Source organism: Erwinia persicina NBRC 102418 (genome assembly GCF_001571305.1).
GTDB classification, from domain to species: Bacteria; Pseudomonadota; Gammaproteobacteria; order Enterobacterales; family Enterobacteriaceae; genus Erwinia; species Erwinia persicina.
The window spans coordinates 60,485-87,257 of record NZ_BCTN01000010.1; the positions used below are offsets into that span (position 1 = coordinate 60,485).

Annotated in this window: 27 protein-coding genes and 1 other RNA gene; 18 read left to right on the forward strand and 10 right to left on the reverse strand. The window is 56.1% G+C overall.

All coding sequences use genetic code 11. The annotated features are described in order from the left end of the window. The first annotated feature begins 55 nt into the window (after nt 1–55). The gene (locus EPE01S_RS12575; protein WP_062745518.1) at nt 56–559 is read left to right on the forward strand and encodes a M48 metallopeptidase family protein; all 504 of its coding nucleotides are present in this window, start codon (nt 56–58) and stop codon (nt 557–559) included. 21 nt (nt 560–580) lie between these two features. On the opposite strand, the gene EPE01S_RS12580 is transcribed toward EPE01S_RS12575, so the two are convergent. The 4 genes from EPE01S_RS12580 to EPE01S_RS12595 form a co-directional block, all read right to left on the reverse strand. Continuing rightward, nucleotides 581–1,825, reverse strand: coding sequence for a hypothetical protein (locus EPE01S_RS12580; RefSeq protein WP_157076015.1), 1,245 nt, complete (start codon nt 1,823–1,825; stop codon nt 581–583). Continuing rightward, entirely contained in the window at nt 1,740–2,675 is a 936-nt protein-coding gene (locus tag EPE01S_RS12585; protein WP_062745522.1) for a TPM domain-containing protein, read from the reverse strand. Before EPE01S_RS12585 ends, EPE01S_RS12580 begins: the two co-directional genes overlap by 86 nt. A 9-nt stretch (nt 2,676–2,684) precedes the next feature. Next, nucleotides 2,685–3,299 (reverse strand): LemA family protein, encoded by a 615-nt coding sequence (locus EPE01S_RS12590; RefSeq protein WP_062745780.1) that lies wholly within the window; start codon nt 3,297–3,299, stop codon nt 2,685–2,687. A gap of 71 nt (nt 3,300–3,370) precedes the next feature. Next, the gene (locus EPE01S_RS12595; RefSeq protein WP_062745525.1) at nt 3,371–5,071 is read right to left on the reverse strand and encodes a chloride channel protein; all 1,701 of its coding nucleotides are present in this window, start codon (nt 5,069–5,071) and stop codon (nt 3,371–3,373) included. 133 nt (nt 5,072–5,204) lie between these two features. Between EPE01S_RS12595 and EPE01S_RS12600 the strand changes: the two genes are divergently transcribed. The 3 genes from EPE01S_RS12600 (at nt 5,205) to sstT (ending at nt 9,001) form a co-directional block, all read left to right on the forward strand. Continuing rightward, nucleotides 5,205–6,191: a Gfo/Idh/MocA family protein gene (locus EPE01S_RS12600; RefSeq protein ID WP_062745527.1), complete on the forward strand. Its 987-nt coding sequence runs from the start codon at nt 5,205–5,207 to the stop codon at nt 6,189–6,191. A 375-nt stretch (nt 6,192–6,566) separates the two neighbouring features. After that, nucleotides 6,567–7,529 carry a TerC family protein gene (locus EPE01S_RS12605; RefSeq protein ID WP_062745529.1) on the forward strand — a complete coding sequence of 321 codons (963 nt, stop codon included), beginning with the start codon at nt 6,567–6,569 and terminating at the stop codon, nt 7,527–7,529. 233 nt (nt 7,530–7,762) lie between these two features. After that, complete coding sequence (gene sstT / locus EPE01S_RS12610; protein WP_062745531.1) at nt 7,763–9,001, forward strand: serine/threonine transporter SstT; 1,239 nt, start codon at nt 7,763–7,765, stop codon at nt 8,999–9,001. 72 nt (nt 9,002–9,073) lie between these two features. Here sstT and EPE01S_RS12615 read toward each other — a convergent pair whose 3' ends face one another. The 3 genes from EPE01S_RS12615 to uxaC are packed head-to-tail and all read right to left on the reverse strand — an operon-like array spanning nt 9,074 to nt 13,455. Beyond that, on the reverse strand, nt 9,074–10,564 hold the full coding sequence (locus tag EPE01S_RS12615; protein WP_062745535.1) for a UxaA family hydrolase: 1,491 nt from the start codon (nt 10,562–10,564) through the stop codon (nt 9,074–9,076). Beyond that, nucleotides 10,548–12,023, reverse strand: a complete 1,476-nt coding sequence (locus EPE01S_RS12620) for a tagaturonate reductase (RefSeq protein ID WP_062745537.1) — start codon at nt 12,021–12,023, stop codon at nt 10,548–10,550. The genes EPE01S_RS12615 and EPE01S_RS12620 overlap by 17 nt, the downstream gene beginning before the upstream one ends. Nucleotides 12,024–12,045: 22 nt before the next feature. Continuing rightward, complete coding sequence (gene uxaC, locus EPE01S_RS12625) at nt 12,046–13,455, reverse strand: glucuronate isomerase (RefSeq protein WP_062745539.1); 1,410 nt, start codon at nt 13,453–13,455, stop codon at nt 12,046–12,048. Between the two features lie 371 nt (nt 13,456–13,826). On the opposite strand from uxaC, the gene EPE01S_RS12630 reads away from it, so the two are divergent. From EPE01S_RS12630 to EPE01S_RS23940, 11 genes are all read left to right on the forward strand, one after another. Then, nucleotides 13,827–15,140, forward strand: a complete 1,314-nt coding sequence (locus EPE01S_RS12630; RefSeq protein ID WP_062745541.1) for an MFS transporter — start codon at nt 13,827–13,829, stop codon at nt 15,138–15,140. 259 nt (nt 15,141–15,399) lie between these two features. Continuing rightward, nucleotides 15,400–16,176: a transcriptional regulator ExuR gene (exuR, locus tag EPE01S_RS12635; protein WP_062745544.1), complete on the forward strand. Its 777-nt coding sequence runs from the start codon at nt 15,400–15,402 to the stop codon at nt 16,174–16,176. Between the two features lie 315 nt (nt 16,177–16,491). Further along, nucleotides 16,492–17,166: a DedA family protein gene (locus EPE01S_RS12640; RefSeq protein WP_062745547.1), complete on the forward strand. Its 675-nt coding sequence runs from the start codon at nt 16,492–16,494 to the stop codon at nt 17,164–17,166. Further along, a complete protein-coding gene (gene mzrA / locus EPE01S_RS12645) occupies nt 17,166–17,546 on the forward strand; it encodes an EnvZ/OmpR regulon moderator MzrA (RefSeq protein ID WP_240043785.1) in 381 nt (126 codons plus the stop codon). Before EPE01S_RS12640 ends, mzrA begins: the two co-directional genes overlap by 1 nt. 159 nt (nt 17,547–17,705) lie before the next feature. Then, complete coding sequence (locus EPE01S_RS12650) at nt 17,706–18,077, forward strand: DUF1090 domain-containing protein (protein ID WP_062745553.1); 372 nt, start codon at nt 17,706–17,708, stop codon at nt 18,075–18,077. 48 nt (nt 18,078–18,125) lie between these two features. Next, nucleotides 18,126–18,431, forward strand: a complete 306-nt coding sequence (locus EPE01S_RS12655) for an ElaB/YgaM/YqjD family protein (protein WP_062745555.1) — start codon at nt 18,126–18,128, stop codon at nt 18,429–18,431. 1 nt (nt 18,432) lies between these two features. Further along, nucleotides 18,433–18,825, forward strand: coding sequence for a phage holin family protein (locus tag EPE01S_RS12660; protein WP_062745558.1), 393 nt, complete (start codon nt 18,433–18,435; stop codon nt 18,823–18,825). Further along, complete coding sequence (locus tag EPE01S_RS12665; protein ID WP_062745560.1) at nt 18,825–19,106, forward strand: YqjK-like family protein; 282 nt, start codon at nt 18,825–18,827, stop codon at nt 19,104–19,106. Before EPE01S_RS12660 ends, EPE01S_RS12665 begins: the two co-directional genes overlap by 1 nt. A 208-nt stretch (nt 19,107–19,314) precedes the next feature. After that, on the forward strand, nt 19,315–19,704 hold the full coding sequence (locus EPE01S_RS12670; RefSeq protein ID WP_062745562.1) for a DoxX family protein: 390 nt from the start codon (nt 19,315–19,317) through the stop codon (nt 19,702–19,704). Between the two features lie 83 nt (nt 19,705–19,787). Continuing rightward, entirely contained in the window at nt 19,788–20,774 is a 987-nt protein-coding gene (locus tag EPE01S_RS12675; RefSeq protein WP_062745564.1) for a glutathione S-transferase family protein, read from the forward strand. A gap of 141 nt (nt 20,775–20,915) precedes the next feature. Beyond that, entirely contained in the window at nt 20,916–21,050 is a 135-nt protein-coding gene (locus EPE01S_RS23940; protein WP_255210146.1) for a hypothetical protein, read from the forward strand. A 23-nt stretch (nt 21,051–21,073) separates the two neighbouring features. Here the strand turns inward: EPE01S_RS23940 and EPE01S_RS12680 are convergent, their stop codons facing one another. Beyond that, entirely contained in the window at nt 21,074–21,976 is a 903-nt protein-coding gene (locus EPE01S_RS12680; protein WP_167550584.1) for a LysR family transcriptional regulator, read from the reverse strand. Between the two features lie 125 nt (nt 21,977–22,101). Here EPE01S_RS12680 and EPE01S_RS12685 point away from each other — a divergent pair, with 125 nt between their 5' ends. Then, entirely contained in the window at nt 22,102–22,803 is a 702-nt protein-coding gene (locus tag EPE01S_RS12685) for a pirin family protein (RefSeq protein WP_062745783.1), read from the forward strand. A gap of 253 nt (nt 22,804–23,056) precedes the next feature. On the opposite strand, the gene rnpB is transcribed toward EPE01S_RS12685, so the two are convergent. Next, nucleotides 23,057–23,436: RNase P RNA component class A (rnpB, locus tag EPE01S_RS12690), an RNA gene on the reverse strand. Nucleotides 23,437–23,468: 32 nt separating this feature from the next. Further along, the gene (gene rsmI / locus EPE01S_RS12695) at nt 23,469–24,332 is read right to left on the reverse strand and encodes a 16S rRNA (cytidine(1402)-2'-O)-methyltransferase (RefSeq protein ID WP_062745568.1); all 864 of its coding nucleotides are present in this window, start codon (nt 24,330–24,332) and stop codon (nt 23,469–23,471) included. A 62-nt stretch (nt 24,333–24,394) separates the two neighbouring features. Between rsmI and EPE01S_RS12700 the strand changes: the two genes are divergently transcribed. Next, nucleotides 24,395–26,416 (forward strand): penicillin-binding protein activator, encoded by a 2,022-nt coding sequence (locus tag EPE01S_RS12700; protein ID WP_062745570.1) that lies wholly within the window; start codon nt 24,395–24,397, stop codon nt 26,414–26,416. Then, entirely contained in the window at nt 26,374–26,766 is a 393-nt protein-coding gene (locus EPE01S_RS12705) for a YraN family protein (protein WP_062745572.1), read from the forward strand. The genes EPE01S_RS12700 and EPE01S_RS12705 overlap by 43 nt, the downstream gene beginning before the upstream one ends. Nucleotides 26,767–26,773: the final 7 nt, after the last annotated feature.

Consider the following 26,773-nt stretch of genomic DNA (forward strand, 5'->3'; position numbering starts at 1 on the left):
CGTTTTATCCCCTAAAACGGGCGCACAGTAAACGTTTTTCTTCACCGGAGTCAGTATGTCGTCGCTTATTTATCTGCAAGGTTACCCCGAATCGCTGCTGTCACAGGTGCGCACGCTGATTGAACAGCAGCGTCTGACGGAGGTGATCAATAAGCGTTATCCGTCCTCCCACAGCATTACCAGCGACAAAGCGCTGTATGACTACGCGCTGGATTTAAAAAATCAGTCGCTGCGCAACGCACCGCCGCTGAACAAAGTTCTCTACGATAGCAAGATTAAGGTGATGAAGCATGCGCTGGGATTACATACGGCCATTTCACGCGTGCAGGGCGGCAAGCTGAAGGCAAAAGCGGAGATCCGCGTGGCGACCATTTTTAAAAATGCCCCGGAAGCCTTTCTGCGGATGATCGTGGTACATGAGCTGGCGCATATTAAAGAAAAAGATCACAACAAGGCCTTTTATCAGCTCTGCTGCCATATGGAACCGCAGTACCACCAGCTGGAGTTTGATACGCGCCTGTGGCTGACGGCACAGGCGCTGGAAGGACGTGAGGGATAATCGGCTGTACCGGCTGTCGCGTTAGCGGCTTTGCAGCGCTTTCACTTCGTTTTTGCTGAAAGGGATACAGTCCTGCGCCGCCGCAGCCAGCGCCTTGTTCAGTTGCTGATCGTACGCTCTGTCACCCGGCCTGAATGTCATACTGTTCACGTAAGCGTTAAGCACCTTAACCGGGCATATCAACCTGATATCACCAAACGAATACATCGTTACCCCATGAATAACATATCGCTCCTGGTTCTGTAGCGGGGTCAGCTTCCAGAGCACCTTATCAAGCAGTTCTGCAGGGTAGTCCTTATCCTGCACCAGATAAACATGGGGATGAAAGTCCGCTATGCCTGACAGTTTCATGGTGCCATTAATAATCAGTACCGGTATTGAGGTAATGATCCATGACATAAAAAACAGCCCTGCCAGCGCAGCGGAAATCACCTTCACTATTCTGACAGATAAACCTTCTGTTGATTTCCCTCTGAGATAAACCGTCACCGGAAGAAGAGAAAAGAGAATGACGACAAGGGAGGTCAGCGTGGCATACATCATCACTTTGAGGTCGTCCGCATGTTCAGGAGGGTGCAATTTCCCGAAAATCAGGCTTAAAGGATATGCATACATAAATGAAATTAAAAACAAGGAAACGGGAATAAAAAAGTAGAACTTCCTGTAATACTCTTTTTTGATCCTTTTATTTTTGAACTGCAATACCTCAGAAACGGCTTTGCGGTTAAAGAAATAGGCAATAATAAGTGTTATTAGCAACGCGCCACTGCCAGCCATCGTAAAGACCAGCCAGCCAGGGTATTTTTTAGCGTCAACAAACCATACCGCAACGAAAAAAACCGTTATCGCCAGCAGGTAAATTATCAGTGACAGCCTGATTAAGTTATCTTTAATTGTCTGGTAATTATAAAAAATTGTATTCTCTTTTTTTATAATAAGCGAAACCAACAATGAAGGAATATAAAAAACCAGACAGATCATCGCGACACTGCCGGCCAGGAACAGGGCGACAACAATAAATAAATCCTTGAAGCTGATGGACTCGAGAAACACATCAAGCCGCCCCATACGGCCCAGATAAAACCACAGCGTCCCCAGAGCCATAAACGCGCTGATAAAAGTGGGTGTCAGCACAGACATCAAAGACCGTTTTATCATTGTCAGGCTCCCTGTCCCGTCTTTACCATTTGCCCGATGCGCCACCGCCACCGCTGCGGCCGCCGCCGCCGCTAAATCCGCCGCTGCTGCTGTCTGAATCATCGTCACGCGAAGGACCATCGTCGTCGCGGTCGTCAAAACGATCGCGACTCCAACCGCCCCCCCCGGTTAGCGTCCCGATCAGCGAGGAAATCAGCATCTGCATCATCAGGCTACCGCCAAACAGCAGGCCGACATTATCACCGCTGACGCCCGCGATGCCGTCGTTTAGCAGCGTATTGACCAGGGAAACGCCGGTGACTATGGCGCTGACCAGCAGCCCCCTGAGCAGGGAATTACGACGCAGGAAGAAGAAAGGCAGAACAATCATGCCCAGCAGCCAGAGGCCAATGCTGCCCGCAGAGAGCGAAATGGCGTCACCGGATGATGACGGCAGCGGCGCAGCGACCGGGCGCGGCGCGACGGCCGGCGCATCCCCCTCTACCGGCACGCCAAGCTGGCGGGAGATAGCCTGAACGCCGGCCAACAGCCCCTGACCATAGTCCCCCTCCCTGAAGCGCGGAATAATGCTGCCATTAATCACCTGGCTGGCCTGCACGTCGGTAAAATCACCCTCCAGCCCGTAACCGACCTCAATTCGCACGGTGCGATCGGTCTTTGCCATGACCAGCAGCAGGCCGTCATCGCGGGCCTTATCACCCAGTTTCCAGGCGTCAAACACCCGGGTAGCGTACTGCTCAATGCTGTCATCCCCGGTGGTATCCACCGCCAGTACCGCCAGCTGATGGCCGGTTTTTTTTTCCAGGGTGACAATCTGGCGATTTATCTGCTCCACCTCTCGGGGACTCAGTACCCGCGCATCATCCGTCACGCGCTGCTGTAACGTCGGTACAGCGACCGTTGCGGCCATACTGGTGAAGGGCAGACAGAACAGCAGGATCAGGGTGAGATATCGCATGGCTGTCCCTTAATTTGCGCTGGCAGGCTTTGAGAAATCGACCTGAGGTGCCGTTGAGATCTGCTTTACATTCTCCGGCTGGAAGTTCTCTTTACGCTGATAGCCCATCACTCTGGCGGTCAGCGAACCGGGAAACTGGCGGATCAGCAGGTTGTAGTCCTGTACCGCGCGCACATAGCGCTGACGCGCCACGGTAATCCGGTTTTCCGTACCTTCCAGCTGCACCATCAGCGTGCTGAACATTTTGTCGGCTTTCAAATCAGGGTAGCGTTCACTGATCACCAGCAGGCGGGACATGGCACTGCTCAGTTCCGACTGTGACTGCTGGAACGCCTGCATCGCCTGCGCATTGTCAGGGGCATTCTGCACCTGCGTCAGGCTGCCGATTTTAGCGCGGGCATCCGCAATGCTTTTAAAAACTTCGGCTTCATGGCTGGCGCTCGCCTTTGCGGTCGAGACCAGGTTGGGGATCAGATCGGCCCGGCGCTGGTACTGGTTCAGCACCTCGGACCATTCAGCAGAGACGGCTTCGTCGCGCTGTTGGATCTGGTTATAGTCGCAGCCGGAAAGCCAGAACATTACCGGCAGCAGCAGCAGCCAGCGAAAACGCGCAGAGAATGACATTATTTCGTCCTTAAAATGAAAATAGTGGCAGGAGGGCATCATACACATCTCTCCTGATATCGCTGTTTCGTTTATATAAAATCTTTTGCCTGCTGAATCAAACTGGTTTTTGTCAGCGCCCCGAGATATTTCCGCTCCAGCGGATTATTCAGCACCGGCAGACGTTCCAGCGTGACCCGGGCAAAGGCGTCCCAGCCCTCTTTTATTGTCTGATTTTCATAGATGGTCGGGAAGTTTGCATCCATGACACAGCTGACGGGCGAGGTCAGCGTGATCTCTTTATCCAGCACCTTGTGCGAGATATCGTGGATTGACACCGCGCCAAGAAATTCGCCCTGCTCACCAATGACATAAACAAAACGTTCGCGTTTCAGCGTGCTGACCGCCAGCGCTTTGCCGACGGAGTCCTGCGGGGTGAGTGCAGCCCCGGAGACAATAAACTGGGAGATGATGCCGTTATCAAAATCAAATTTGGCATCAGAGCGGCTGAAATGGCTGCTCATCATGGAATAGGCGCTGCGGACATGCAGACGATACACGGTCATTGAGGCCAGCACGCTGGCGATCATCGCCGGAAACAGCAGGCTGCTGTTGAGCGTCATCTCCAGCACCATCAGCATCGCCATTAAGGGAGCCTGGCTGACCGAGGCGAGGACCGCGCCCATGCCGACGGCAGCAAACACTTCGGCATTTCCCACCGGCATTCCGGCGGCTGCGGCCAGCAGGGCCACCATTTCTCCCATCAGCGCGCCTATCAGCAACGCCGGGGTAAACAGCCCCCCCACCGCGCTGGAGCCCACGGAAATGGCCGTTGCCAGCATTTTCAGCAGCAGCAGCGCCAGCAGCACGGGCAGAAGAAAATCGCCCGCCATAATGCGCACAATCACTTCGTAGCCGTTACCCAAGATCTGGGTACTGCCAATGGCCAGCGTGCCCACCAGCAGCCCCCCCAGCCCGAGGCGTAACGGCAGGTTGTTGATGCGGGTAAAGCAGCGCTTACTCTGCCCGATCAGCCAGAGCATTGCCCAGCCCAGCAGCCCTGCCAGCAGGCCGATGCCGACGGTCAGCGCAATGCTGCCGGGCGTCAGGTCAAACTGGCTGTGGGAAAAGGGGTACATGGCGGAGCGGTGGCCGAGCGACCACATGGTCAGCACCGCCACCCCGGAGGAGATGATCAGCGGGATCAGCCGCTGCATCGCTGAGATGCCAAAGGCAATTTCCGCAACAAAAATCGCGGAGGCCAGCGGCGCATGATACACCGACGAGAGCCCCGCCGCCGCCGCCATGGCCACCACGTCGCTGTTTTTCAGCGGTAGCGACCGGAACCACCAGCGCCCCATCAGGCTGCCGGCCAGCGCCGACAGTTGCACCATCGGCCCCTCACGGCCGATAGACGCCCCGCTGCTGATACTCGCCAGCGATGACAGGCTGCGGAACAGCGAGGTACGGGCAGGCACCGCGTCCAGCTGTGCGTTGATCACCTCCAGATAGTCGGTACGCACCGTCTGTTTTTGTTCAATGGCCGTGGCATAGCGCAGCAGAAAACCCGCTATCAACCCGCCGCCGCCGACAATCAGCGGCCAGATATACCAGGGGTAAACCTGCATTGCCCGGGTAATATCGGTCTGGCCACGAAACAGCAGGCTATCGATCAGGTTAATCGCTTCACGAAAGCCCAGCGTCACCAGGGAAGCCACCAGCCCGACCGGGATCGCCACCAGAATACTGGTCCAGTTAAGTGCATGTTTACTCTGCGGGCTGCGAACGCTCATCGGGTTCCCTCGGGATGATTTTCTGTATGGTGCGAGAGGTGAGCTGAAAAATCAAATCACGCCTTTTAGTCATTGCCTGGCTGCACACAGATGGTAATCTGCTTTTTCGTTCACTCAGCCGCACAGGAACACTATGATTCGCTTTGCCGTCGTTGGAACCAACTGGATCACTCGTCAGTTTATCGATGCTGCCCATGAAACCGGAAAAATGAAGCTGACCGCCGTTTATTCACGCTCACTGGCGCAGGCAGAGACCTTCGCCAGCGACTATCCGGTCGAGCGGCTGTTTGACTCGCTGGAGGAGATGGCGGCATCGGATGCCCTCGATGCGGTGTATATCGCCAGCCCCAACGCGCTGCACTGCCCGCAGGCCCTGCTGTTCCTGCGCCACCGTAAACATGTAATCTGTGAGAAGCCGCTGGCCTCCAATCTGCGTGAAGTCGATGCGATGATCGCCTGTGCCGCCGAACATCAGGTGGTGCTGTTTGAAGCGTTTAAAACCGCCAGCCTGCCCAATTTCCTCGCACTGCAACAGGCGCTGCCGAAAGTGGGCCGGCTGCGTAAAGCCTTTATTAACTACTGCCAGTACTCTTCCCGCTATCAGCGTTACCTTGACGGGGAAAACCCCAACACGTTCAATCCCGCCTGGTCCAACGGCTCCATTATGGATATTGGCTACTACTGCCTGGGGACAGCGGTGAGCCTGTGGGGTGAACCGCACAGCATCGTCGCCAGCGCCAGCCTGCTGGACAGCGGCGTTGATGGCCATGGTACGGCAATCCTTAACTATGGCGATTTTGATGTCACGCTGCAGCACTCCAAAATCAGCCAGTCGACCCTGCCGAGTGAAATCCAGGGTGAAGACGGCTCGCTGGTGGTGGAGCAGGTTTCCGAATGTCAGCGTCTCAGCTTTGTCCCGCGCGGTGCTAAGGCGCAGGATCTGACGCAGCCGCAGCATATCAACACCATGCTGTACGAGGCAGAGGTGTTCGCCCGGTTGGTGGAAAATAATCAGGTCGATCACCCCGGGCTGTCGACCTCACGGATCACCGCAAAAGTGCTGACCGAAATCCGCCGTCAGACCGGCGTGGTGTTCCCGGCTGACGCAGCTGCTGTGTAAATATTTCTAAATATTACTGAAGAAGATTGACCTGCCGCAGCGGGCCGCCTATCTTTTGCCTCAGCAAAGGGGAGTAACTTCTTCGTCAGTTAATCGTCAATACGACATCCACATGATGTCCGGTTACTGAGCAACCTTATCCTGGTTGTAAGTGAGACCTTGCCGGGAGGCGAGGTTTGCTTACAGCATCAATAATATTGTGGCTGATGCCTTCCGATATACCCTACAGACGTCAGGTCGCAGACAGGCGGCAACTTAACGGTTCTCCACCCGCTTACATCAGTAAGTGACCGGGGTTCGTGAAGTCAGCCAACGTATCTGCAGCATGAAAGATGACGGGTAATTGGCCATTTTTTATTTTGCACGGGATGATATATGAACACTGTCGGCACACCGTTACTCTGGGGCAGCTTCGCTGTCGTCGTCGTGATAATGCTGGCGATTGACCTGCTGTTGCAGGGCCGTCGCGGCTCGCACACCATGACCATGAAACAGGCCGCTGCCTGGTCGCTGGTCTGGGTGACGCTCTCTCTGTTATTTAATGCTGCCTTCTGGTGGTACCTCAACGACACCGTCGGGCGCGAAGTGGCGGACACTCAGGCGCTGGCGTTCCTCACCGGTTATCTGATTGAAAAAGCGCTGGCCGTCGACAACGTGTTTGTCTGGCTGATGCTGTTCAGCTATTTTGCCGTACCGGCCGCGCTGCAGCGCCGGGTGCTGATTTACGGCGTGCTGGGTGCGATCGTCCTGCGTACCATCATGATCTTTGCCGGAAGCTGGCTGGTGACTCAGTTTAGCTGGCTGCTGTACATCTTCGGCGCCTTCCTGCTGTTCACCGGGATTAAAATGGCCCTGGCGAAGGAAGATGACAGCGCTATTGGCGACAAGCCGCTGGTACGCTGGCTGCGCAGCCGTATGCGTATGACCGACAAAATCGAAGGCGAGAAGTTCTTTGTGCGTAAAAACGGCGTGCTGTTTGCGACGCCGCTGCTGCTGGTGCTGATTATGGTGGAACTGAGCGACGTGATTTTCGCCGTTGACAGTATTCCGGCCATCTTTGCCGTGACCACCGATCCGTTTATCGTGCTGACCTCCAATCTGTTCGCCATCCTCGGCCTGCGTGCGATGTACTTCCTGCTGGCGAACGTGGCGGAGCGCTTCTCGATGCTGAAGTATGGCCTGTCGGTGATCCTGGTGTTTATCGGCGTGAAGATGTTAATCGTCGACTTCTTCCATATTCCGATTGCCATCTCGCTGGGCGTGGTGGGCGGTATTCTGGCCCTGACACTGATTATCAACGCGGTGGTCAATTACCGTAACGACCGTAAGGTATCCTGACGAGACGGGGGCGACTGGAAAAAGGTCGCCCCCACCGGGTAGGATCGCCAGGGGGCGATCATTTTTTCGATTGCCCCTGGCACATGACGACCACAATAACGGGTCTTCCCCTACAGATAACCCTGATATCCCTGTGCGGCCCCTCATTTTTCCCTTTCCCTGCCAGATGATTTCCTTATACTGCCCCACGCAAACACACTCCAATACATCGATAACGATAGCGATTTTAAACTATGCGTACTGAAAAAAGTGGCCACGGGCTGATTCGTCGCCTGATGCAGGGTAGCCTGGTAACACAAATCATGATCGGTCTGGTGGCAGGTATTGCCCTGGCCTGGTTTTCGAAAAGTAATGCGCTGGCGGTGGGCCTGCTCGGTGAGCTGTTTGTCAGCGCGCTGAAAGCGGTAGCGCCGCTGCTGGTGCTGGTGCTGGTGATCGCCTCGATTGCTAACCATCAGCAGGGACAGAAAACCAATATTCGCCCCATTATTATGCTTTATCTGCTCAGTACCTTCTGCGCGGCGATTGTCGCCGTGGTGGGCAGCCATCTGCTGCCGCAGAATCTGACATTAAAGGCGGCCAGCACTGAGATTGTGCCGCCGTCGGGGATCCTGGAGGTGCTGCGTGGCCTGCTGATGAGCATGGTGACCAACCCGGTTGAAGCCGTGATGAAAGCCAACTACATCGGTATTCTGGTCTGGGCGATTGGCCTGGGCTTTGCCTTCCGCCACAGCAGCGACAGCACCCGTACCTTCCTGAATGATGCCTCCGATGCCGTCACCAGCCTGGTGCGGATTGTGATCCGCTTCGCGCCGATCGGGATTTTTGGCCTGGTCGGGTCGATTCTGGCTTCTACCGGCTTTGATGCGCTGTGGGACTATGCCAGCCTGCTGGTGCTGCTGATTGGCTGTATGCTGCTGATGGCGCTGGTGTTTAACCCGCTGCTGGTGTGGTGGCAGATCCGCCGTAACCCGTATCCGCTGGTCTTTACCTGCCTGCGCGAAAGTGGCGTGACCGCCTTCTTTACCCGTAGCTCTGCCGCCAATATTCCGGTCAATATGGCACTGGCGAAAAAACTCGGTCTGAATGAGGATACTTATTCGGTCTCGATCCCGATTGGTGCCAATATCAGCATGGCGGGAGCGTCGATTACCATCACCGTGCTGACGCTGGCGGCCGTTAATACGCTGGGCATCCACGTTGACGTGCCGACCGCCATTCTGCTGAGTCTGGTCGCCTCGATTTGTGCCTGCGGGGCCTCGGGTGTGGCTGGCGGTTCCCTGCTGCTGATTCCGGTAGCCTGCAACATGTTCGGTATTCCGAATGAGGTCGCGATGCAGGTGGTGGCCGTGGGCTTTATCATCGGCGTATTACAGGATTCAGCGGAAACCGCACTGAACTCGTCGGCGGACATCCTGTTTACCGCTGCGGCCTGCATGGCCGACGATCGCCGCGCCGCAAAGAACGCGTAAATCGCAGCGGGCTGACCAAATGACCTGGTCAGCCCCTGCCCCCCGCTCACCCGCTGCCGGTGACAGGCGGCATTACAGCGTGACCCCGCTTTTAAATATCGCCAGCTCGCGAAAATCATTCTCTTCGTTACGTGTCTGCCGCCCGTTAGCAATGGCCACGATGCTATCGACAAACTGCGCCAGCAGCGCAGGCATCTCCACGCCGTGGATCAGCTGTCCGGCATCGAAATCAATCCAGTGGGGCTTTTTCGCTGCCAGCTCGCTGTTGGTAGCGAGTTTCACCGTTGGCACAAAGCCCCCGTAAGGCGTACCGCGTCCGGTACTGAACAGCACCATATGGCAGCCTGCCCCGGCCAGGGCGCTGGTGGCAACGGCATCGTTACCCGGTGCGCTGAGTAAATTCAGCCCCGGCTGCGTCAGGCGCTGCCCGTACTTCAGCACGTCCACCACCTGGCTCTGTCCGGCTTTCTGGGTGCAGCCCAGCGACTTCTCTTCCAGCGTAGTGATGCCTCCGGCTTTATTGCCCGGGGACGGATTTTCATAAATCGGCTGGTTGTGGGCGATAAAATACTGCTTGAAGTCGTTGATCAGGGTAACGGTTTTTTCAAAGGTCGCCGCATCGCGACAGCGGCTCATCAGAATACGTTCCGCGCCGAACATCTCCGGCACCTCGGTCAGCACCGTGGTGCCGCCGTTAGCAATCATCTGGTCAGAGAAACGTCCGAGCAGCGGATTGGCGGTGATCCCCGACAGGCCGTCCGATCCTCCGCACTCCAGACCGAACTTCAGTTCGCTGAGTCGGCCCGGCTGGCGGCGATCGTGGCGCATCGCCTCATACAGCGGGTGCAGTAACGCCAGGCCGGCTTCCACTTCATCGTCCTGCTGCTGGCAGACCATAAACTTCACCCGCTGAGGGTCAACGTGACCCAGCGTCTCGCGGAACACGTCCACCTGATTGTTTTCGCAGCCGAGGCCTATCACCAGCACGGCACCGGCGTTAGGGTGTCGCACCATATTTTGCAACATGGTGCGGGTATTCTCATGATCCTGGCCGAGCTGCGAACAGCCGAAAGGATGGCTGAACAGATGGACGCCATCAATACCGGGCGCCCCGGCGGTCTCTTTCAGGAAACGCTGCAGGATCTGGCGGGCAATACCGTTGACACAGCCCACGGTGGGCAGGATCCACAGCTCATTGCGAATGCCCACTTCACCGCTGCTGCGACGATAGATCTGTATCTCACGGTCGGCGGCCTGTTCAGGCAGCGTAACGTAATCGGGCTGATACTGGTATTCATTCAGGTCGCTGAGGTTGGTACGCGCGTTGTTCGAGTGGATCATCTCCCCTGCAGCGATCGCCTGGGTTGCATGGCCAATGGGCAGGCCATACTTCACGACCTGCGCGCCTTCTGACAGAGGCTGCAGGGCAAATTTGTGTCCACGGCCGACAGGCTGTTTCAGCACCAGCGACAGCCCGCCCTCGTGGATGTGCTCGCCTTCTTCCAGGTCACGCAGCGCGACGGCGACATTATCCAGACTGTGTATTTTAATGATGCTTTGCATGTTTCCCGCCTTGTGTGATCTGTGCCAGTGCGGCGCGCATCCCGCTTGAGGTGATCTGCTGCAGTTGCGCCGTCACGCACTCAGCCAGGCCGGACAACCCGGTGAGATCCTGCCCCCAGTGCCCGGTGTCACTCAGCACCTCGTCCACCAGCTGCCGCAGGGTGATCACGCGGTCATCCACCTGTGGCCACAGCACGGCAAAGCGTGCCAGCCAGTGAGCGTCATCCTGCAACGGGTAGCACTCACCGTCACGTTCGCCCCGGTAGTACGCCAGCAGCGCGGCCAGCGCAAAGCTCAGATAAGGTGGCGGCGTGCCGTGCTGCGCCTGCTGCCACAGCAGAGCCGGCAGTAGCCGGGTACGGAATTTCGTCATGCCGTTCAGGGCGATGCTACTGAGCTGATGGCGGATAAACGGATTACGAAAACGGGTCAACACCGCATCCGCAAAAGCGTTCAGCTCCGCCACCGGCTGTGCCAGTGTCGGAATGATTTCGTGACGCAGCATCTCATCGACAAAGCCGGCGACCGCCGGATCGTCCATCGCGTCGCCCACGGCGTTCAGACCGGCGAGAAAAGCCACCGGTACCATCGCTGTATGTGCCCCATTGAGGATGGCCACTTTGCGCGCTTTATAGGGTTTGATGTCGTCCACCAGACGGATATTCAGATCCAGCTTGTTCAGCCGCAGCGCCTCCGCGACAGAAGAGGGTCCCTGGATCACCAACTGGTAATACACTTCGCCTGCCACCAGATAGTCATCCTGATAGCCCAGCCCGGCTGCCAGTTCGCGGGCATCCTGCGGATAGCCGGTGACAATGCGATCCACCAGCGTTGAACAGAACGTGTTGTGCTGGCTGACCCACTGCATAAAGTCTGCCGGCAGCTGCCAGCGCTGCGCCGTCTGTAACACGCACGACCGCAACGCCTCTCCGTTATCGTCAATCAGCTCGCACGGCAGCATAATCCAGCCTTTGTCTGCCGCGCCGTTAAAGTGCTGCCAGCGCGCCAGCAGCAGGCGCGTTAACTTAGCCGGGAAGCTGACAGGCGGCGCAGACGCCAGCGTATCTGCCGGGTCAACGTAGATCCCTGCCTCGGTGGTATTGGACACCACAATGCGCAGCCGGGGATCGTGTGCCAGCGCCATAAAAGCGGCAAAATCCTCTGTGGGCTGGATTTCGCGGTTCACCGAGCGGATCAGGCGTGCCTCACTGATCACCTCGCCCCCCGCAGTGAGCCCCCGGATCAGGGTGGTGTAAAGCCCGTCCTGACTGTTCAGACTGCGGGGACTGCTGCCGCCGCGCGGCCTGACCACCACCACACCGGCCGCCAGGTCGGTATGCTCATTGAGCTGGTCGACCTGCCAGTCGATGAAGGCACGCAGGAAGTTGCCCTCTCCGAACTGGATAATGCGCTCAGGATAGCGCGGCCCCGGAAAATCGTGTCGGTTCAGCTTACGCATTTTCTCTTCCTTCATTACCCGGCTACAGCTCAATGGCGAAGTAATCGCGGGCGTTGTTAAAGCAGATGTTCTGTACCATTTCGCCCAGCAGCGCGATATCCCCCGGTGCTTCGCCTTTCTCTACCCAGCGGCCAATCATCTGGCACAGCAGGCGGCGGAAATATTCGTGGCGGGTGTAAGAGAGGAAGCTGCGGCTGTCGGTCAGCATACCGACGAAGCGGCTTAACAGACCCATCTGCGCCAGTTGGGTCATCTGCCGTTCCATGCCATCTTTCTGATCGTTAAACCACCAGGCTGAACCAAACTGCATTTTGCCCGGCTGCCCTTCCCCCTGGAAATTCCCGACCATTGTCGCCAGCACTTCGTTATCGCGCGGGTTCAGGCAGTAGAGAATGGTTTTGGGCAGCGCATTATCGCGGTTCTGCGCATCCAGCAGTTTCGACAGCGGTTCCGCCAGCGGGCGATCGTTAATCGAGTCAAAGCCGACATCCGGCCCCAGAAGCTGTAGCTGGCGGCGATTGTTATTGCGCAGTGCGCCAATGTGGTACTGCTGCACCCAACCCCGGCGGGCATATTCGGCCCCCAGCCACACCAGCACGGCGGTCTTGAACTGGGCGACCTCACTTTCCGGCGGGATCTGCCCACCAAGGCGGCGCGCCAGGATGGCATCCAGCGTCGCGTCATCCGCCTCGCCATACAGCACCACATCCAGCGCATGGTCAGACACCTTACAGCCGTGGGCGGCAAAGTGGTCAAGCCGCACGCTCAGTGCGCGCCGCAGGTCATCAAAGCGGGTGATGGCGACATCGGCTACCGCAGACAGGGTGTGCAGATAGTCGGTGAAACCTTCCGCCTCGATATTGAACGCCTTATCCGGACGCCAGCTCGGCAGCACTTTTGTGGCAAAGCTGCTGTCTTCGGCCAGTGCACGGTGATGGCGCAGGTCATCCACCGGGTCATCAGTGGTGCCGACCATTTTCACCTTCATCTGCTGCATGATGCCACGCGCGCTGAACGCCTCCTGCGCCAGCATTTCATTGCACTGGTGCCAGATGGCATCAGCCGTCGCGGGCGACAACAGCGTATTGGTGATACCAAACGGCCGACGCAGCTCCAGATGTGTCCAGTGGTACAGGGGATTCCCAATGGTGTCCGGCACCGTGCGCGCCCAGGCATCAAACTTCGCCCGGTCGCTGGCCTCTCCGGTACACAGGGCTTCTGGGACGCCGTTAGCACGCATCGCCCGCCATTTGTAGTGGTCGCCCTTCAGCCAGATGTCGTAGAGATTGTTAAAACGGTAGTTTTCAGCAATTTGCTGAGGCGGCAGGTGGCAGTGATAGTCAAAGATCGGCTGATCAGCGGCGTAATCATGGTAAAGCCGGCGGGCAAATTCACTGTCGAGTAGAAAGTCTTCAATCATAAAGCGTGACATGGGGTCTCTCCTGCTGGGTCTGATGCCAGTAAAGTTATCATACCAATTATGATTGCCGCTGAAATAATAGTGCGAATGCGATCACAAAAACACCACTATTTATCCGTGAATCAGACTGCCTTTCACGCCTTCAGAAGCTATCCTCCTGTGTTTTCAGTGGTTTTATTATCCCTCATTGCAAAAATGGTTTTTGTGATGGCTCTCAACTTTTAAATCTGTATGACAAGTTATCGTGTCGGCGTTTCATATTGAGCAGGCAAGGTTGTCGTGAAATTACCGTGCGGGTGCTGTACGCAGCAGGCCGTCCCGCCCCTTACAGGTGCACGTCCCCCTGACGTGACATCAACAATAATTACGGGAAGAGGTTTTAAATGCGTAAAATTAAAGGGTTACGCTGGTACATGATCGGTCTGGTGACCATCGGTACCATCCTGGGTTACCTGACGCGTAACGCCATCGCCGTGGCGGCCCCCACGCTGGAGACAGAGCTGCATATCACCACACAACAATATTCCTATATTGTTGCCGCCTATTCAGCCTGTTACACCATCATGCAGCCTGTGGCTGGCTATATCCTCGATGTGCTGGGTACCAAAATCGGCTATGCCCTGTTCGCCATTCTCTGGGCGGTGTTCTGCGCCGCCACCGCGCTGGCAGGCAGCTGGGGCGGGCTGGCGATAGCCAGGGGGGCAGTGGGGGCCGCTGAGGCAGCCATGATCCCCGCCGGGCTAAAGGCCAGCAGCGAATGGTTCCCCGCTAAGGAGCGTTCAATTGCCGTCGGCTATTTCAATGTCGGGTCGTCCATTGGTGCCATGCTGGCGCCCCCGCTGGTCGTGTGGGCTATCGTGGCACACAGCTGGCAGATGGCGTTTATCATTACCGGCGTGTTGAGCATGATCTGGGCACTGTGCTGGCTGGTGTTCTATAAGCATCCGAAAGATCAGAAGAAACTGGATCCCGAAGAGCGCGAATACATCCTTTCCGGCCAGGAAGCCCAGCATCAGACCCATAACGGCAAAAAAATGTCCGCCTGGCAGATTGTACGTAACCGTCAGTTCTGGGGCATTGCCCTGCCGCGCTTTCTGGCGGAGCCCGCCTGGGGCACATTCAACGCCTGGATCCCGCTGTTTATGTTTAAGGCGTACGGTTTCAATCTTAAAGAAATTGCCATGTTCGCCTGGATGCCGATGCTGTTTGCTGACCTCGGCTGTATTGTCGGAGGCTATCTGCCGCCGTTCTTCCAGCGCGTGTTTGGCGTTAACCTGATCGTCTCGCGCAAGCTGGTGGTCACCATGGGAGCAGTCCTGATGATTGGCCCGGGCACCATCGGGCTGTTTACCAGTCCTTATGCCGCTATTGCTCTGCTGTGCGTCGGCGGTTTTGCCCATCAGGCGCTTTCCGGTTCGCTGATCACGCTCTCTTCTGACGTTTTCGGCCGCAATGAAGTGGCCACCGCAAACGGGCTGACCGGCATGGCAGCCTGGACCGCCAGTACCATGTTCGCCCTCGTTGTCGGCGCGCTGGCCGATACCATGGGGTTCAGCCCGCTGTTTGCCGCGCTGGCGGTGTTTGACCTGTTAGGGGCGGTCGCCATCTGGACGCTGCTGAAAAATAAACCCATTTCAGAGCTGGAGCAGGAGAAAAAAGAGAAAATGGCCGGGGTGGTGACCCAGCATTCCGCATAATACTGCGGGCGCCCCCTGCAGTATTCTCACTGAGATGGCCGACCTTCTGTTTTGGTCGGCCAGTCGCGCAGAGCGGCCCCGTGGAGCAAAGCATGAGCGAGGGTGACCGCAATAACAGGTCAGCCCTGCAGGACACCGCGATGTCGCGTCGGATTTGATCTCACAACGAGTACCGTTTTTGCAGGAGGGTCGACCCGTCACCGTGAAAAGTGGTATAACAAATTCCATTATCAGTGTGACCTGAAGGGGAACGTGGAGCATGGAATTAACTGAGTCGCGCCGTCTCTATCAACAGCTGGCCGCCGAACTGAAAAGACGCCTGGAGCAGGGCCTGTATCAGGTTGGCGAAAAATTACCTGCGGAGCGTTTTATCGCAGAAGAGATGGGCGTCAGCCGAACCGTGGTACGGGAAGCGATCATCATGCTGGAAGTGGAAGGCTACGTCGAAGTGCGGAAAGGTTCCGGCATCCATGTCGTTTCCCTGAGCCAGCAAAATCGCATCGCCACCAGCAGTCAGCTGGAGTTTGCCAACTTCGGACCTTTTGAGCTACTGCAGGCCCGTCAGTTGATTGAAAGCAACGTCGCCGAGTTTGCCGCCACCCAGGTGACACGCCAGGATATCCTGCAGTTAATGGCGATCCAGACTCAGGCGCGAAAAGAAGATCGTTTCCGCGATTCCGAGTGGGATATGAAATTCCACGTACAGATTGCGCTGGCGACGCAAAACAGTGCGCTGGCGGCTATTGTAGAAAAAATGTGGCTACATCGTCTGCATAACCCGTACTGGCTGAAATTGCATGAACATATTGATGAAAAGTCGATTGAGAGCTGGTGCGAGGATCACGATAATATCCTGAAAGCCCTGATGCGCAAGGACCCGGCGGCCAGTAAGCTGGCCATGTGGCAGCACCTTGAGAACACCAAACAGATGTTGTTTCATGCCACCACAGATGACTTCGAATTTAACGTCGACCGTTACATGTTTGCCGAAAACCCGGTCGTCATACCGGAATCAGTGGCAAACAGCGAAAAATAGCACTCTTCCTCCAGGCTGAGCTGACTCTTTGAGTCAAAAAACCTTCAATAGTGTCAGCCTGTGTAAAACTCCTTCCAGACAACGCAGTACAACGGTAAAACATCGTTAGGCCTGTGTTTCTTCCTGTCCAGGCTTGCGTAATTTTGTTACAGTTATCCGTCTTTTTTACCCGTTCCTGCACGGGATAAAAGGCGAGGTCATATTCACCAGCCATGCTGTTCCGCCGCCCGTTTTATGCTAATCAGCACCGATATAACGATGAATTAAGTGTGCAAAAAAGATGAAACAGGCCAACTATGACGTTCAGGACTATTAATGGATATTTTCAAATCTCTGGTGCACGCTCTCTGGCAACAGGATTATGCCACCCTGGCTGACCCGACGCTGGTATGGGCGATTTACTTTGTTCTGTTTATGATTTTGTTCCTCGAAAATGGATTGCTGCCCGCCGCCTTTCTTCCGGGTGACAGCCTGCTGATTCTGGTCGGCGTACTGATAGCTAAAGGAACCATGAATTTTGCCCTGACAGTGTGTGTCCTGACCACGGCGGCCAGTCTCGGCTGCTGGGTAAGTTATATACAGGGCCGGTGGCTGGGAAATACGGTTACGGTGCAAAAATGGCTGTCCCATCTGCCTGCGCAATATCATCAGCGTGCCCATCAGATGTTCCACCGCCACGGTCTCTCTGCGCTGCTGGTCGGCCGCTTTATCGCCTTTGTCCGCACGCTGCTGCCCACCATTGCCGGCCTTTCTGGTCTGAGCAATGCCCGTTTTCAGTTTTTCAACTGGATGAGCGCCCTGCTGTGGGTGCTGATTTTGACCGTGATGGGATACGCGCTGGGTAAAACACCGATTTTCCTGAAATATGAAGATCAGCTGATGTTCTGCCTGATGTTACTGCCCCTGTTTTTACTGGTGTTTGGCCTGTGCGGCTCACTGTATGTCCTGTGGCGTAAGAAGCAATCCACAAATGAGAAAGGAAACTCATGATGTCCGGTTTGATGAAATTACCGACGCGTCTCCTGCGGCTGTTGCCGCTGATGGCCATCGCCCTGTTAGCACTGGTGCTAATGCCCAGCCTGTTTCGCAGTGAAAATGCCCTGCAAATCCGGGCTTCCCGTCAGGGAATCAGCCTGCCGGATGGCTTTTATGTCTATCAGACGCTCAATGCCCAGGGTATTCAGATCAAAAGTATTACGCCGGAACAGAACGCGCTGATTATCAAATTTGACTCCATGGAGCAGAGCGCAGCGGCTGAGAAAGTGCTGCGTAAACTGTTGCCCTACGGGTTCGATATTGCACGGCATGATAACAATGATGCGGCTAACTGGATAAACCGCATCAGCCTGCGGCCGCAATCTGTCGGCTGATCCCCTCCCTTTTCATCGGGTTTATCCTTAAGAATGCTCTCTGTTTTTGAGATTTTGCTATTTTCTGTCTATGCTTCATAAGCAGTAAAATGCGATACACCTGTTTCAGGACAACGATATCTGTCACTTGATATCTCGCAAAGGAAGGTCACAATCACGATGAAAAACCATTTTATTCTTGGCGCGATCCTGCTTATGTTTGCCACTTTCTCGCAGGCAGATACGCTCTGTCAGCAGAAAGAGCAGTCTATCCAGCATGAAATCGACATGGCGAAAAAACACGACAATCAGCGTCGGGTTAACGGTCTTGAACGTGCGTTAACGGAGACCCACGCGAACTGTAGTGATGCCAGTCTGAAAGCAGCCCATCAGGATAAGATCAGGCAGCACGAGAAAAAAGTGGCCGAGCGGGAACAGGAACTGAAGCAGGAAAAAGCGGAAGGAAACGACCGCGATAAGATTGCCAAACGCGAACAGAAACTGGCTGATGCCCGACATGAGCTGAAGGAAGTGCAGGCTGCGCCCTGGTAACGGGCACACTCTGCCAACGTCATTAAAACTAAGGTAAAGGAGTTTTCAATGTCTAAAGATACTACATCAGAACATCTGCGCGCCGAGCTGAAAAACCTGGCTGATACGCTGGAAGAAGTGTTAACGACCTCCGGTGAGAAGTCTAAAACTGAACTGGACAAGCTGCGCAGCAAAGCGCAGAGCGCGCTGAAAGATACCCGCGCCCGCCTGGGTGATTCCGGTGATCGCATTGCGCAGACCACCCGCGAAGCCGCAGAGCGTACCGATGTTTATGTGCGTGATAACCCGTGGACCAGCGTAGGTATTGGCGCCGCAGTTGGCGTTGTACTGGGCGTGCTGCTGACCCGTCGTTAATATGGCAGAACATCAGCCAAGCCACGGCCCCGGCAAAGGGGTCTTAAACATCGGTCAGCGAATTGTTACTACTCTGGTAGGGATGGTGGAAACACGCATCCGTCTGGCGGTAGTGGAGCTGGAAGCTGAAAAAGCGAACCTGATACAGATGCTGTTGATGGTTGGCCTGACGATGCTGTTTACTGCCTTTGGTCTGATGAGCCTGATGGTGTTGGTAATCTGGGCAGTCGATGCACAGTATCGTCTGATGGCCATTGCCATTACGACCGGCGTGCTGTTCGCCCTGGCGCTGATCTTTGGTCTGTGGACGCTGGCAAAATCACGCCGCTCAACGCTGCTTAGCGCCACCCGCAAGGAGCTGTCGGAAGACCGCAAGCTGCTGGAGGATGACTGATGAGCCGCGAACGCGATGCACGTAAAGCTGAACTGCTCCGGCAAATTCAGCAACAGCGACTGGACCTGAGCGCCGGACGTAAAGCCTGGCTCGACAAGACTGCACGTTACGATCACGGCTTTTTGACGCTGCTCAGTGCCAAACGCTGGCTGACCATTGGCAGCGGTGTGATGGCAATCTGGTCCGTGCGTAATCCGCGTTTCATGGGCCGCTGGGCCAGACGCGGCCTGGGTGCCTGGAGCACCTGGCGGATGGTTCGTAACTATCTGCCGCGCCGATAATCCTCTGCATTAGCGGCCGCAGCTACGCGGCGGCCGCCTCTTCTCCAGTTTTCTTGAATAACTTCGACAGATTATCTCGCTTACAATGGTTTGCTTCCCCGACTATTATCTCCAGCAACGAAAGGTAGTGAGCGGTTAACACGCATCAGACCTGAGCCAATCCGGTCGGGCCGCTTGCACGACCAACTAATCTTGTTTGGGGATAATCATGAAAAAATTCGAAGATACCGGTATTGTTCTGGCGCGCATCCTGATGGCCATTCTGTTTGTGGTTGCCGGCTGGGGCAAGCTGACCGATTATGCAGGCACCCAGCAGTTTATGGCCTCAATGGGCATCCCTGCTCTCTTCGTCCCCCTGACCGTGCTGCTGGAGTTTGGTGGTGGTCTGGCGATTATGTTCGGCTTCCTGACCCGTACCACCGCGCTGATTACCGCTATCTTTACCGTGCTGACCGCTATCCTGGCGCACAGTAACTTTGCGGTCGATGGTCCGACCATGTTCCTGAAAAACATCAGCATTGCGGGCGGTTTCCTGCTGCTGGCGATTAACGGCCCGGGCGCACTGAGTATTGACCGTCTGCTGGGTAAGAAGTGGTAAATCCACAGTACCCGTTATACTAAGATTATCGGGGGTGAGGATCATATCCTCACCCCTTTTATGTTACGGAAAGGAGCAACACTATGGGACAACTGATTGAAGGCGTCTGGCAAGACCAGTGGTATGACACCAAAGCCACAGGCGGCCGTTTTAAACGTTCTGAATCTGCCTTTCGCAACTGGGTTACCGCCGATGGTGAAGCCGGCCCAACCGGCAAAGCGGGTTTTCGCGCTGAAGCCGATCGCTACCATCTGTATGTGTCTCTCGCCTGCCCGTGGGCACACCGCACGCTGATTATGCGCGAATTAAAAGGGCTGTCCGATCTGATTTCAGTCTCGGTGGTGCATCCACTGATGCTGGAAAACGGCTGGACCTTTGATGAAGATTTCCCTGCTGCTACCGGCGATAGCCTGTATCAGAACGAATATCTTTACCAGCTCTACCTCCACGCCGACCCGCAGTATACCGGCCGCGTGACGGTCCCGGTGCTGTGGGACAAACAGCAGCACACTATCGTCAGCAATGAATCAGCCGATATTATCCGCATGTTTAACAGCGCCTTTGACGGTGTTGGTGCGCGCGCCGGAGACTATTATCCGCAGGATCTGCATGCTGAAATTGATGAACTGAATGGCTGGATCTACGATACGGTCAACAACGGCGTGTATAAGTCGGGGTTTGCCACCAGCCAGCCAGCCTATGATGAGGCGGTAACCGCGCTATTCGCATCGCTGGACCGGCTGGAAACCCTGCTGGGTCAACACCGCTATCTTGCCGGGGAACACCTGACGGAGGCCGATATCCGCCTGTGGACCACGCTGGTGCGTTTCGACCCGGTGTACGTCACTCACTTCAAATGCGACCGTCACCGGGTGAGTGATTACCTGAACCTGAACGGTTTTCTGCGTGACCTGTGGCAGACGCCCGGCCTGGCGGAGACCGTTAATCTTGATCATATCCGTCATCATTACTACTGCAGCCATAAGACCATTAACCCAAGCGGCGTGATCTCACTGGGCCCGGCGTACGACTGGGATGTTCCTCACGGCCGTGACCGGCATTTCGGTTAACCCTTAGCAACCAGGGCGATTTTCCTCCCCGCCCTGGATGTTCCGCACCCTTTATTGATCTGGCACAAATTCCCCTCTTTCGCGCTTACGTATCTTTACTGACGTGAACACCTAAAACGAAATCACTACGGGGATGGAGCCATGATCAAATCTGTCGCAATCTGCCTTGCCGTTGTTATGCTCTGCTATGTGGCTTTTGTCGGCCACTATTACTATCAGACTTTTTCAACCTTCAGCAGCATTGAGCATTCTCAGGAAAACAACGCTGTTCAGTAGTCTGACGCGGCGACTGCGGGCTGTTATCCCTGGCGTTTCGCCAGCAGTTTCGGGATCTCCCGCAGGCACCAGGACTTTGCTTCCCCCATACTGTCACGCCGCCATGCCATAATAATGTCCACTTCCCGGGTGTACTCCGGGCTGACCACGCGCAGACGACCTTCCGCAATATCCTTCTCCACCATGGTGTAGGGCATGGTGCCCACACCCAGACCGGCCAGCAGTGCACGGTGTTTATCTTCGATGGTGCTGACCGTCAGTCGCTGCTGCTTGTCGAGCAGCGTCACGGTCAGAACCGGACGTTCGCGGGCGGTATCAGCGACGGCAATCCCGCGATACTTCACACGCGTGGTTTCCGACAGGGGTTCCGGCTCCAGATGAATAGGATGCTCCGGGCTGGCCACATAGACACTCATCAGCGTGTAAAGCTTGCGGGTATTAATTTCTGATGACGCGCGAAAATGCATATCCGGCGCAATCACGATATCAGCCCGCCCCTGCTCCAGGCGCTCCCAGGCCCCCGCCAGCACTTCGGTCATCAGGGAGACCTGAGTATTGGCTTTATCGGCCAGCTTCCCGACCAGGGGAAACAGCAGCTCAGTGGACACCAGCGCTTCGGTAGCGATGGTCAGATGGGTTTCCCAGCCGCGCGCCAGCGCTTCAGCATCGGTGGTCAGTTTATCCGCCGCTTCCAGCAGAACGCGTCCCCGTTCCAACAGCATGCGTCCGACATTGGTGAATTTTGTACGGTGACCTGAACGGTCAAACAGCACCACATCTAACTCTTCCTCCAGCTTCTGCATTGTATAACTCAGGGCGGAGGGGACGCGACCCAGCTCATCCGCGGCGGCGGCAAAGCTTCCGCGACGGTCGATAGCGTCCATCACCCGCAGCGCTTCCAGCGTCAGAGCACGATCTTTGGCCATAGTAATTCTCTGTCAGGAAATTTGAATATTGCCAGCAGATTAACTGGCTAACAATCCGGCGTCCAGAAACTTACCATAACAGGATAATAAACGGCGGGATGTTTCCGGCCGATAAGGAGAAAAGTATGATAACCAGTCGAACCGCAGAGCAGTGTGGCAAAGCCGATTATGGCTGGCTGCAGGCACGCTATACCTTCTCCTTTGGTCACTATTTTGATCCTCAACTGCTTGGCTACGCGTCATTGCGCGTGCTGAATCAGGAAGTGCTGGCACCAGGGGCTTCCTTCCAACCCAGAACCTATCCTAAGGTCGATGTACTGAACCTGATATTACAGGGCGTGGCAGAATACCGTGACAGTGAAGGCAATCATGTGCGAGCACAGGCTGGCGAGGCACTGCTGCTGGCGACGCAGCCCGGCGTCAGCTACTCCGAGCACAATATCAGTAAAGAGGTCCCTCTGACGCGTATGCAGCTGTGGCTGGATGCCTGTCCTGAACGTGAAAATAACGCGGTGCAGCAGATGCCCGTTTCTGAACATCTGCGCTATACCCTAATCGCTTCGCCAGATGGCAGTGCGGGCAGCCTGCAGTTACGTCAGCAGGTGTGGATCCATCAGGTGGTGCTGGCACCGGGCGAAAGTTACGTCCTGCCTCTGCATGGCACGCGAGCCTATCTGCAATCGATTCATGGCTCCCTGAAAGCGACCACAGATTCTCAACAGGAAGATCTGGCCTGCGGTGATGGTGCCTTTCTGCGTGAGGAGCAGAGCCTGACCCTTACGGCGGAAAACCCCTTGCGGGCGCTGGTTATCGATCTCCCGGTATAACGGCATCAGGATCATAACCTTCTGACGATTCAGCGATGTCCTGACCGGTAAACGGCTATACAGAGCAGCAAAACTGTACGCTGTTAACGCAAAAACCCCGCCGAAGCGGGGTTTTTACTGAATGGTTCGACGCTGACCGGTAAGCCGCTTTCCTGTCACAGAGAGTGTCGTGGACAGGCAGAGGCCATACAGAGCGGCAAAACTGTACGCTGTTAACGCAAAAACCCCGCCGAAGCGGGGTTTTTACTGAATGGTTCGAAGCTGACCGGTAAGCCGGGTTCTGTCGTGGACAGTCATTCATCTAGGCCAGCAATCGCTCACTGGCTCAAGCAGCCTACCCGGGTTCAGTACGGGCCGTACCTGGTGAACCCCTATTTGGCCTTGCTCCGGGTGGAGTTTACCGTGCCACGAACTGTTGCCAGCCGCGCGGTGCGCTCTTACCGCACCCTTTCACCCTTACCTGATCCCACTTGCGTGGGCCATCGGCGGTTTGCTCTCTGTTGCACTTGTCGTGGGCTTGCGCCCCCCAGGCGTTACCTGGCACCCTGCCCTATGGAGCCCGGACTTTCCTCCCCTCTGTCTGTCTCCCCCGAAGGAGGACGGCAACAAAGCGGCGACTGTCTGGTCAGCTTCGGCGCGCAGTGTATAGGGTTTTCACCTGGATGTCACTCACCCTGCTGTTCGAGCGCGTACTTATAGAGCGCATTTTTTTTCACGCTGTGGATCTCAGCGGTCAGCGCAGCGGCTTTCTTCAGCGGCAGCTCGGCCTGGAGCAGCGCCAGCGTACGCAGCGCTTCCGGTGGCAGTGCCTCTTCCTCAGCGTGATACCCTTCCACAATCAGCACCATCTCGCCCTTACGGCGATTGTCTTCTTCCTGTACCCAGGCCAGCAGTTCCCCTACCGGTGCACCGTGAATCGACTCCCAGGTTTTGGTGATTTCCCGTGCCAGCACCACATAGCGCGCGGGGCCAAGTACTGCCACCATATCCTGTAAGCTGTCCAGCAGGCGGTGTGTCGATTCGTAAAAAATCAGGGTGCGCGGCTCCTTCTCCAGCTCGCGCAGGGTATCGCAACGTCCTTTGCTTTTGGCTGGCAGGAAACCTTCGTAACAGAAACGGTCAGACGGTAGTCCGGCGGCACTCAGGGCCGCAATCGCGGCGCAGGCACCCGGTAACGGTACCACCCGGATCCCCGCTTCACGGCACAGACGCACCAGGTGATAACCCGGATCATTGATTAATGGCGTGCCCGCATCGGAAACTAAAGCTATGCTTTGACCTTCGCGCAGCTTCGCCAGCAAGACTTCCGCTTTCTGCTGTTCATTATGATCGTGCAATGCGAAGAGGCGCGCATTGATGGCGAAATGTTGTAGCAACAGCCCGGTATGACGTGTATCTTCCGCAGCGATCAGATCGACGCTCGCAAGCACCTTTAGTGCCCGCTGGGTGATATCGCCCAGGTTACCTATCGGTGTTGGAACGATATAGAGCGTGCTGGCAGAAATATCTGCCCGATCGTGTTGTTTCATTGTTTGATCCGAATTGCCGATTTAATATTGAGCATCTTGAAAAAAACATCACTGGATACAGTATGCTTCCTTCGAAAGTAGTTCACTGCAAAGCAGTACGCACTATGCCGCTGCTGCTGGCAGCCCTGATTTTTGCCGGTTGTACCGGTCAGGCTCCGCAAACGCCTCAGGCGAATGTACAGGGGGCTGCCACTGGCACCTCTGACTATTATCTTCAGCAAATGCAGCAAAGCGCAGATGATAACAAGGTTGACTGGCAATTACTCGCAATCAGAGCGTTGTTGAACGAAGGGAAGGTTCCTCAGGCCAACGATCAGCTGACGCAGGTGCCACAGGATCTCAATGCCACTCAACGTCAGGAGCTGTTACTGCTCCAGGCACAGCTCAGTATCGCGCAGAAAAATCTGCCGGATGCCGCGGCAAAGCTGAAACAGCTTGATACCAGCGCCCTGTCCCAGGAGCAGCAGGTCCGTTACTACCAGTTGCTGATTGCCACCAGCGAGGGTCGCCCTTCGCTCGATGTGCTGCGCGCCTGGATTGCCCAGGAGCCGCTGCTGACCAACCCGGCGGATAAACAAAAGAATATCGATGCGACCTGGCAAACGCTGACGCAGATGACACCTGACCAGATGAACAGTCTGGCCATTAACGCCAGTGAAAACGTCCTGCAGGGCTGGCTCGATCTGCTGGGCGTCTACCGCGCTAACGTCAGTGACCCGGATATGCTAAAAGCGGGTATCAGCGACTGGCAGACACGCTACCCTAATAATCCGGCGGCTAAAATGCTGCCTACCGCGTTGACGCAGGTGCAGAACTTCCAGCCCGCTTCTACGGGGAAAATCGCCCTTCTGCTGCCGTTAAGCGGTCAGGCGCAGGTGTTTGCAAATGCCATCCAGAAGGGGTTTAACGACGCGAAGAATGGTGTGCTGGCTCAGGGCAGCGAGCCGGCTGCTGCGGCACCGGTACAGGCTCCTGCGGCAGTCCAGGCAGCCCCGGATGCTGTTGTCAGCCCATCGGCTGCCCCACAAGCCACCGACGCAGCAGCAGCCACCGACGTTCAGCCTCAGTCCGCCCCGGCCAACAGCGTAGAAACGGCAGCGCCGTCTGCCACTACCCAGGTTCAGGTTTACGATACCAGTACTCAGCCTATCGAACAGGTTCTGGCCCAGGCGAAGAGTGATGGTGCCACGCTGGTGGTCGGCCCCCTGCTGAAAAATCACGTGGAAGCGCTCGCAAACAGCCAGACGCCGCTGAACGTTCTGGCCCTCAATGAACCGGAAACTGTCCAGAACCGTCCGAATCTTTGCTATTTTGCGCTTTCTCCTGAAGACGAAGCGCGTGATGCCGCTCATCATATGTGGGATCAGGGCAAACGTACTCCGCTGCTGCTGGTACCCCGTACTTCGCTGGGCGACCGCGTGAGCAAAGCGTTTACGGCTGAATGGCAGAAGCTGGGCGGCAGCCAGGTGTTGCAGCAGCAGTTTGGTTCGAAAGCCGAGCTGAAACAGGGCATCAATAGCGGCGCGGGCATCCGCCTGAGCGGCACGCCGGTGAATACCCAGCCTGCGGCGGCGGCGGGTGTGACCATTGGCGGCCTGACGATTCCGGCCCCGGTGAGCGATGCGCAGATCAGCAGCAGCAACGGCAGCGTTGATTCCGTGTATATTGTCGCGACTCAGGACGAGATGGCGCTAATTAAACCGATGATCTCCATGCGCGTCAGCAGCCGTGATAATGTGGGTCTGTATGCCAGCTCACGCAGCTATCAGGCAGGAGCCGGCCCGGACTATCGTCTGGAACTGGACGGCTTACAGTTCAGTGATATTCCACTGCTGTCCGGCGCCAACCCGGCACTGATGCAGCAGGCAGCAAAGTCGTTTAACAACGATTATTCACTGGTTCGTCTCTATGCTATGGGCATTGATGCCTGGACGCTGGCAAACCATTTTAACGAGATGCGCTCGCTACCCGGTTTCCAGATTAAAGGGGATACGGGCAATCTGAGCGCAACTCAGGACTGCGTCATTAACAGGAAGTTAGTGTGGAGCCAGTATCGCCAGGGCCAGATCGTGCCGGCCAACTAAGCCGCCAGCAGCAGGGGGCGGCCCGCGAGCGTCAGGCTCGTCACCTGCTGCAAACGTCGGGTTTGCGTTTTATCGCCGCCAATGTGCGTTACCGTACCGGCGAGATTGACCTGATTATGCGTGAGGGGCAGGTGTGGGTATTTGTTGAAGTGCGCTACCGACGCGATGGCCGTTTTGGCGGCGCCGCAGCCAGCATTACCCGCAGTAAACAGCAAAAACTGTTACGTGCCGCAGCACTGTGGCTTAACGGCCGGGGACTGAGTTTTGACACGGCCGACTGTCGATTTGATGTGGTAGCGATCACCGGCGAACAGGTGGAATGGTTACCCAATGCATTTACAGCAGAATAAGCGCCTG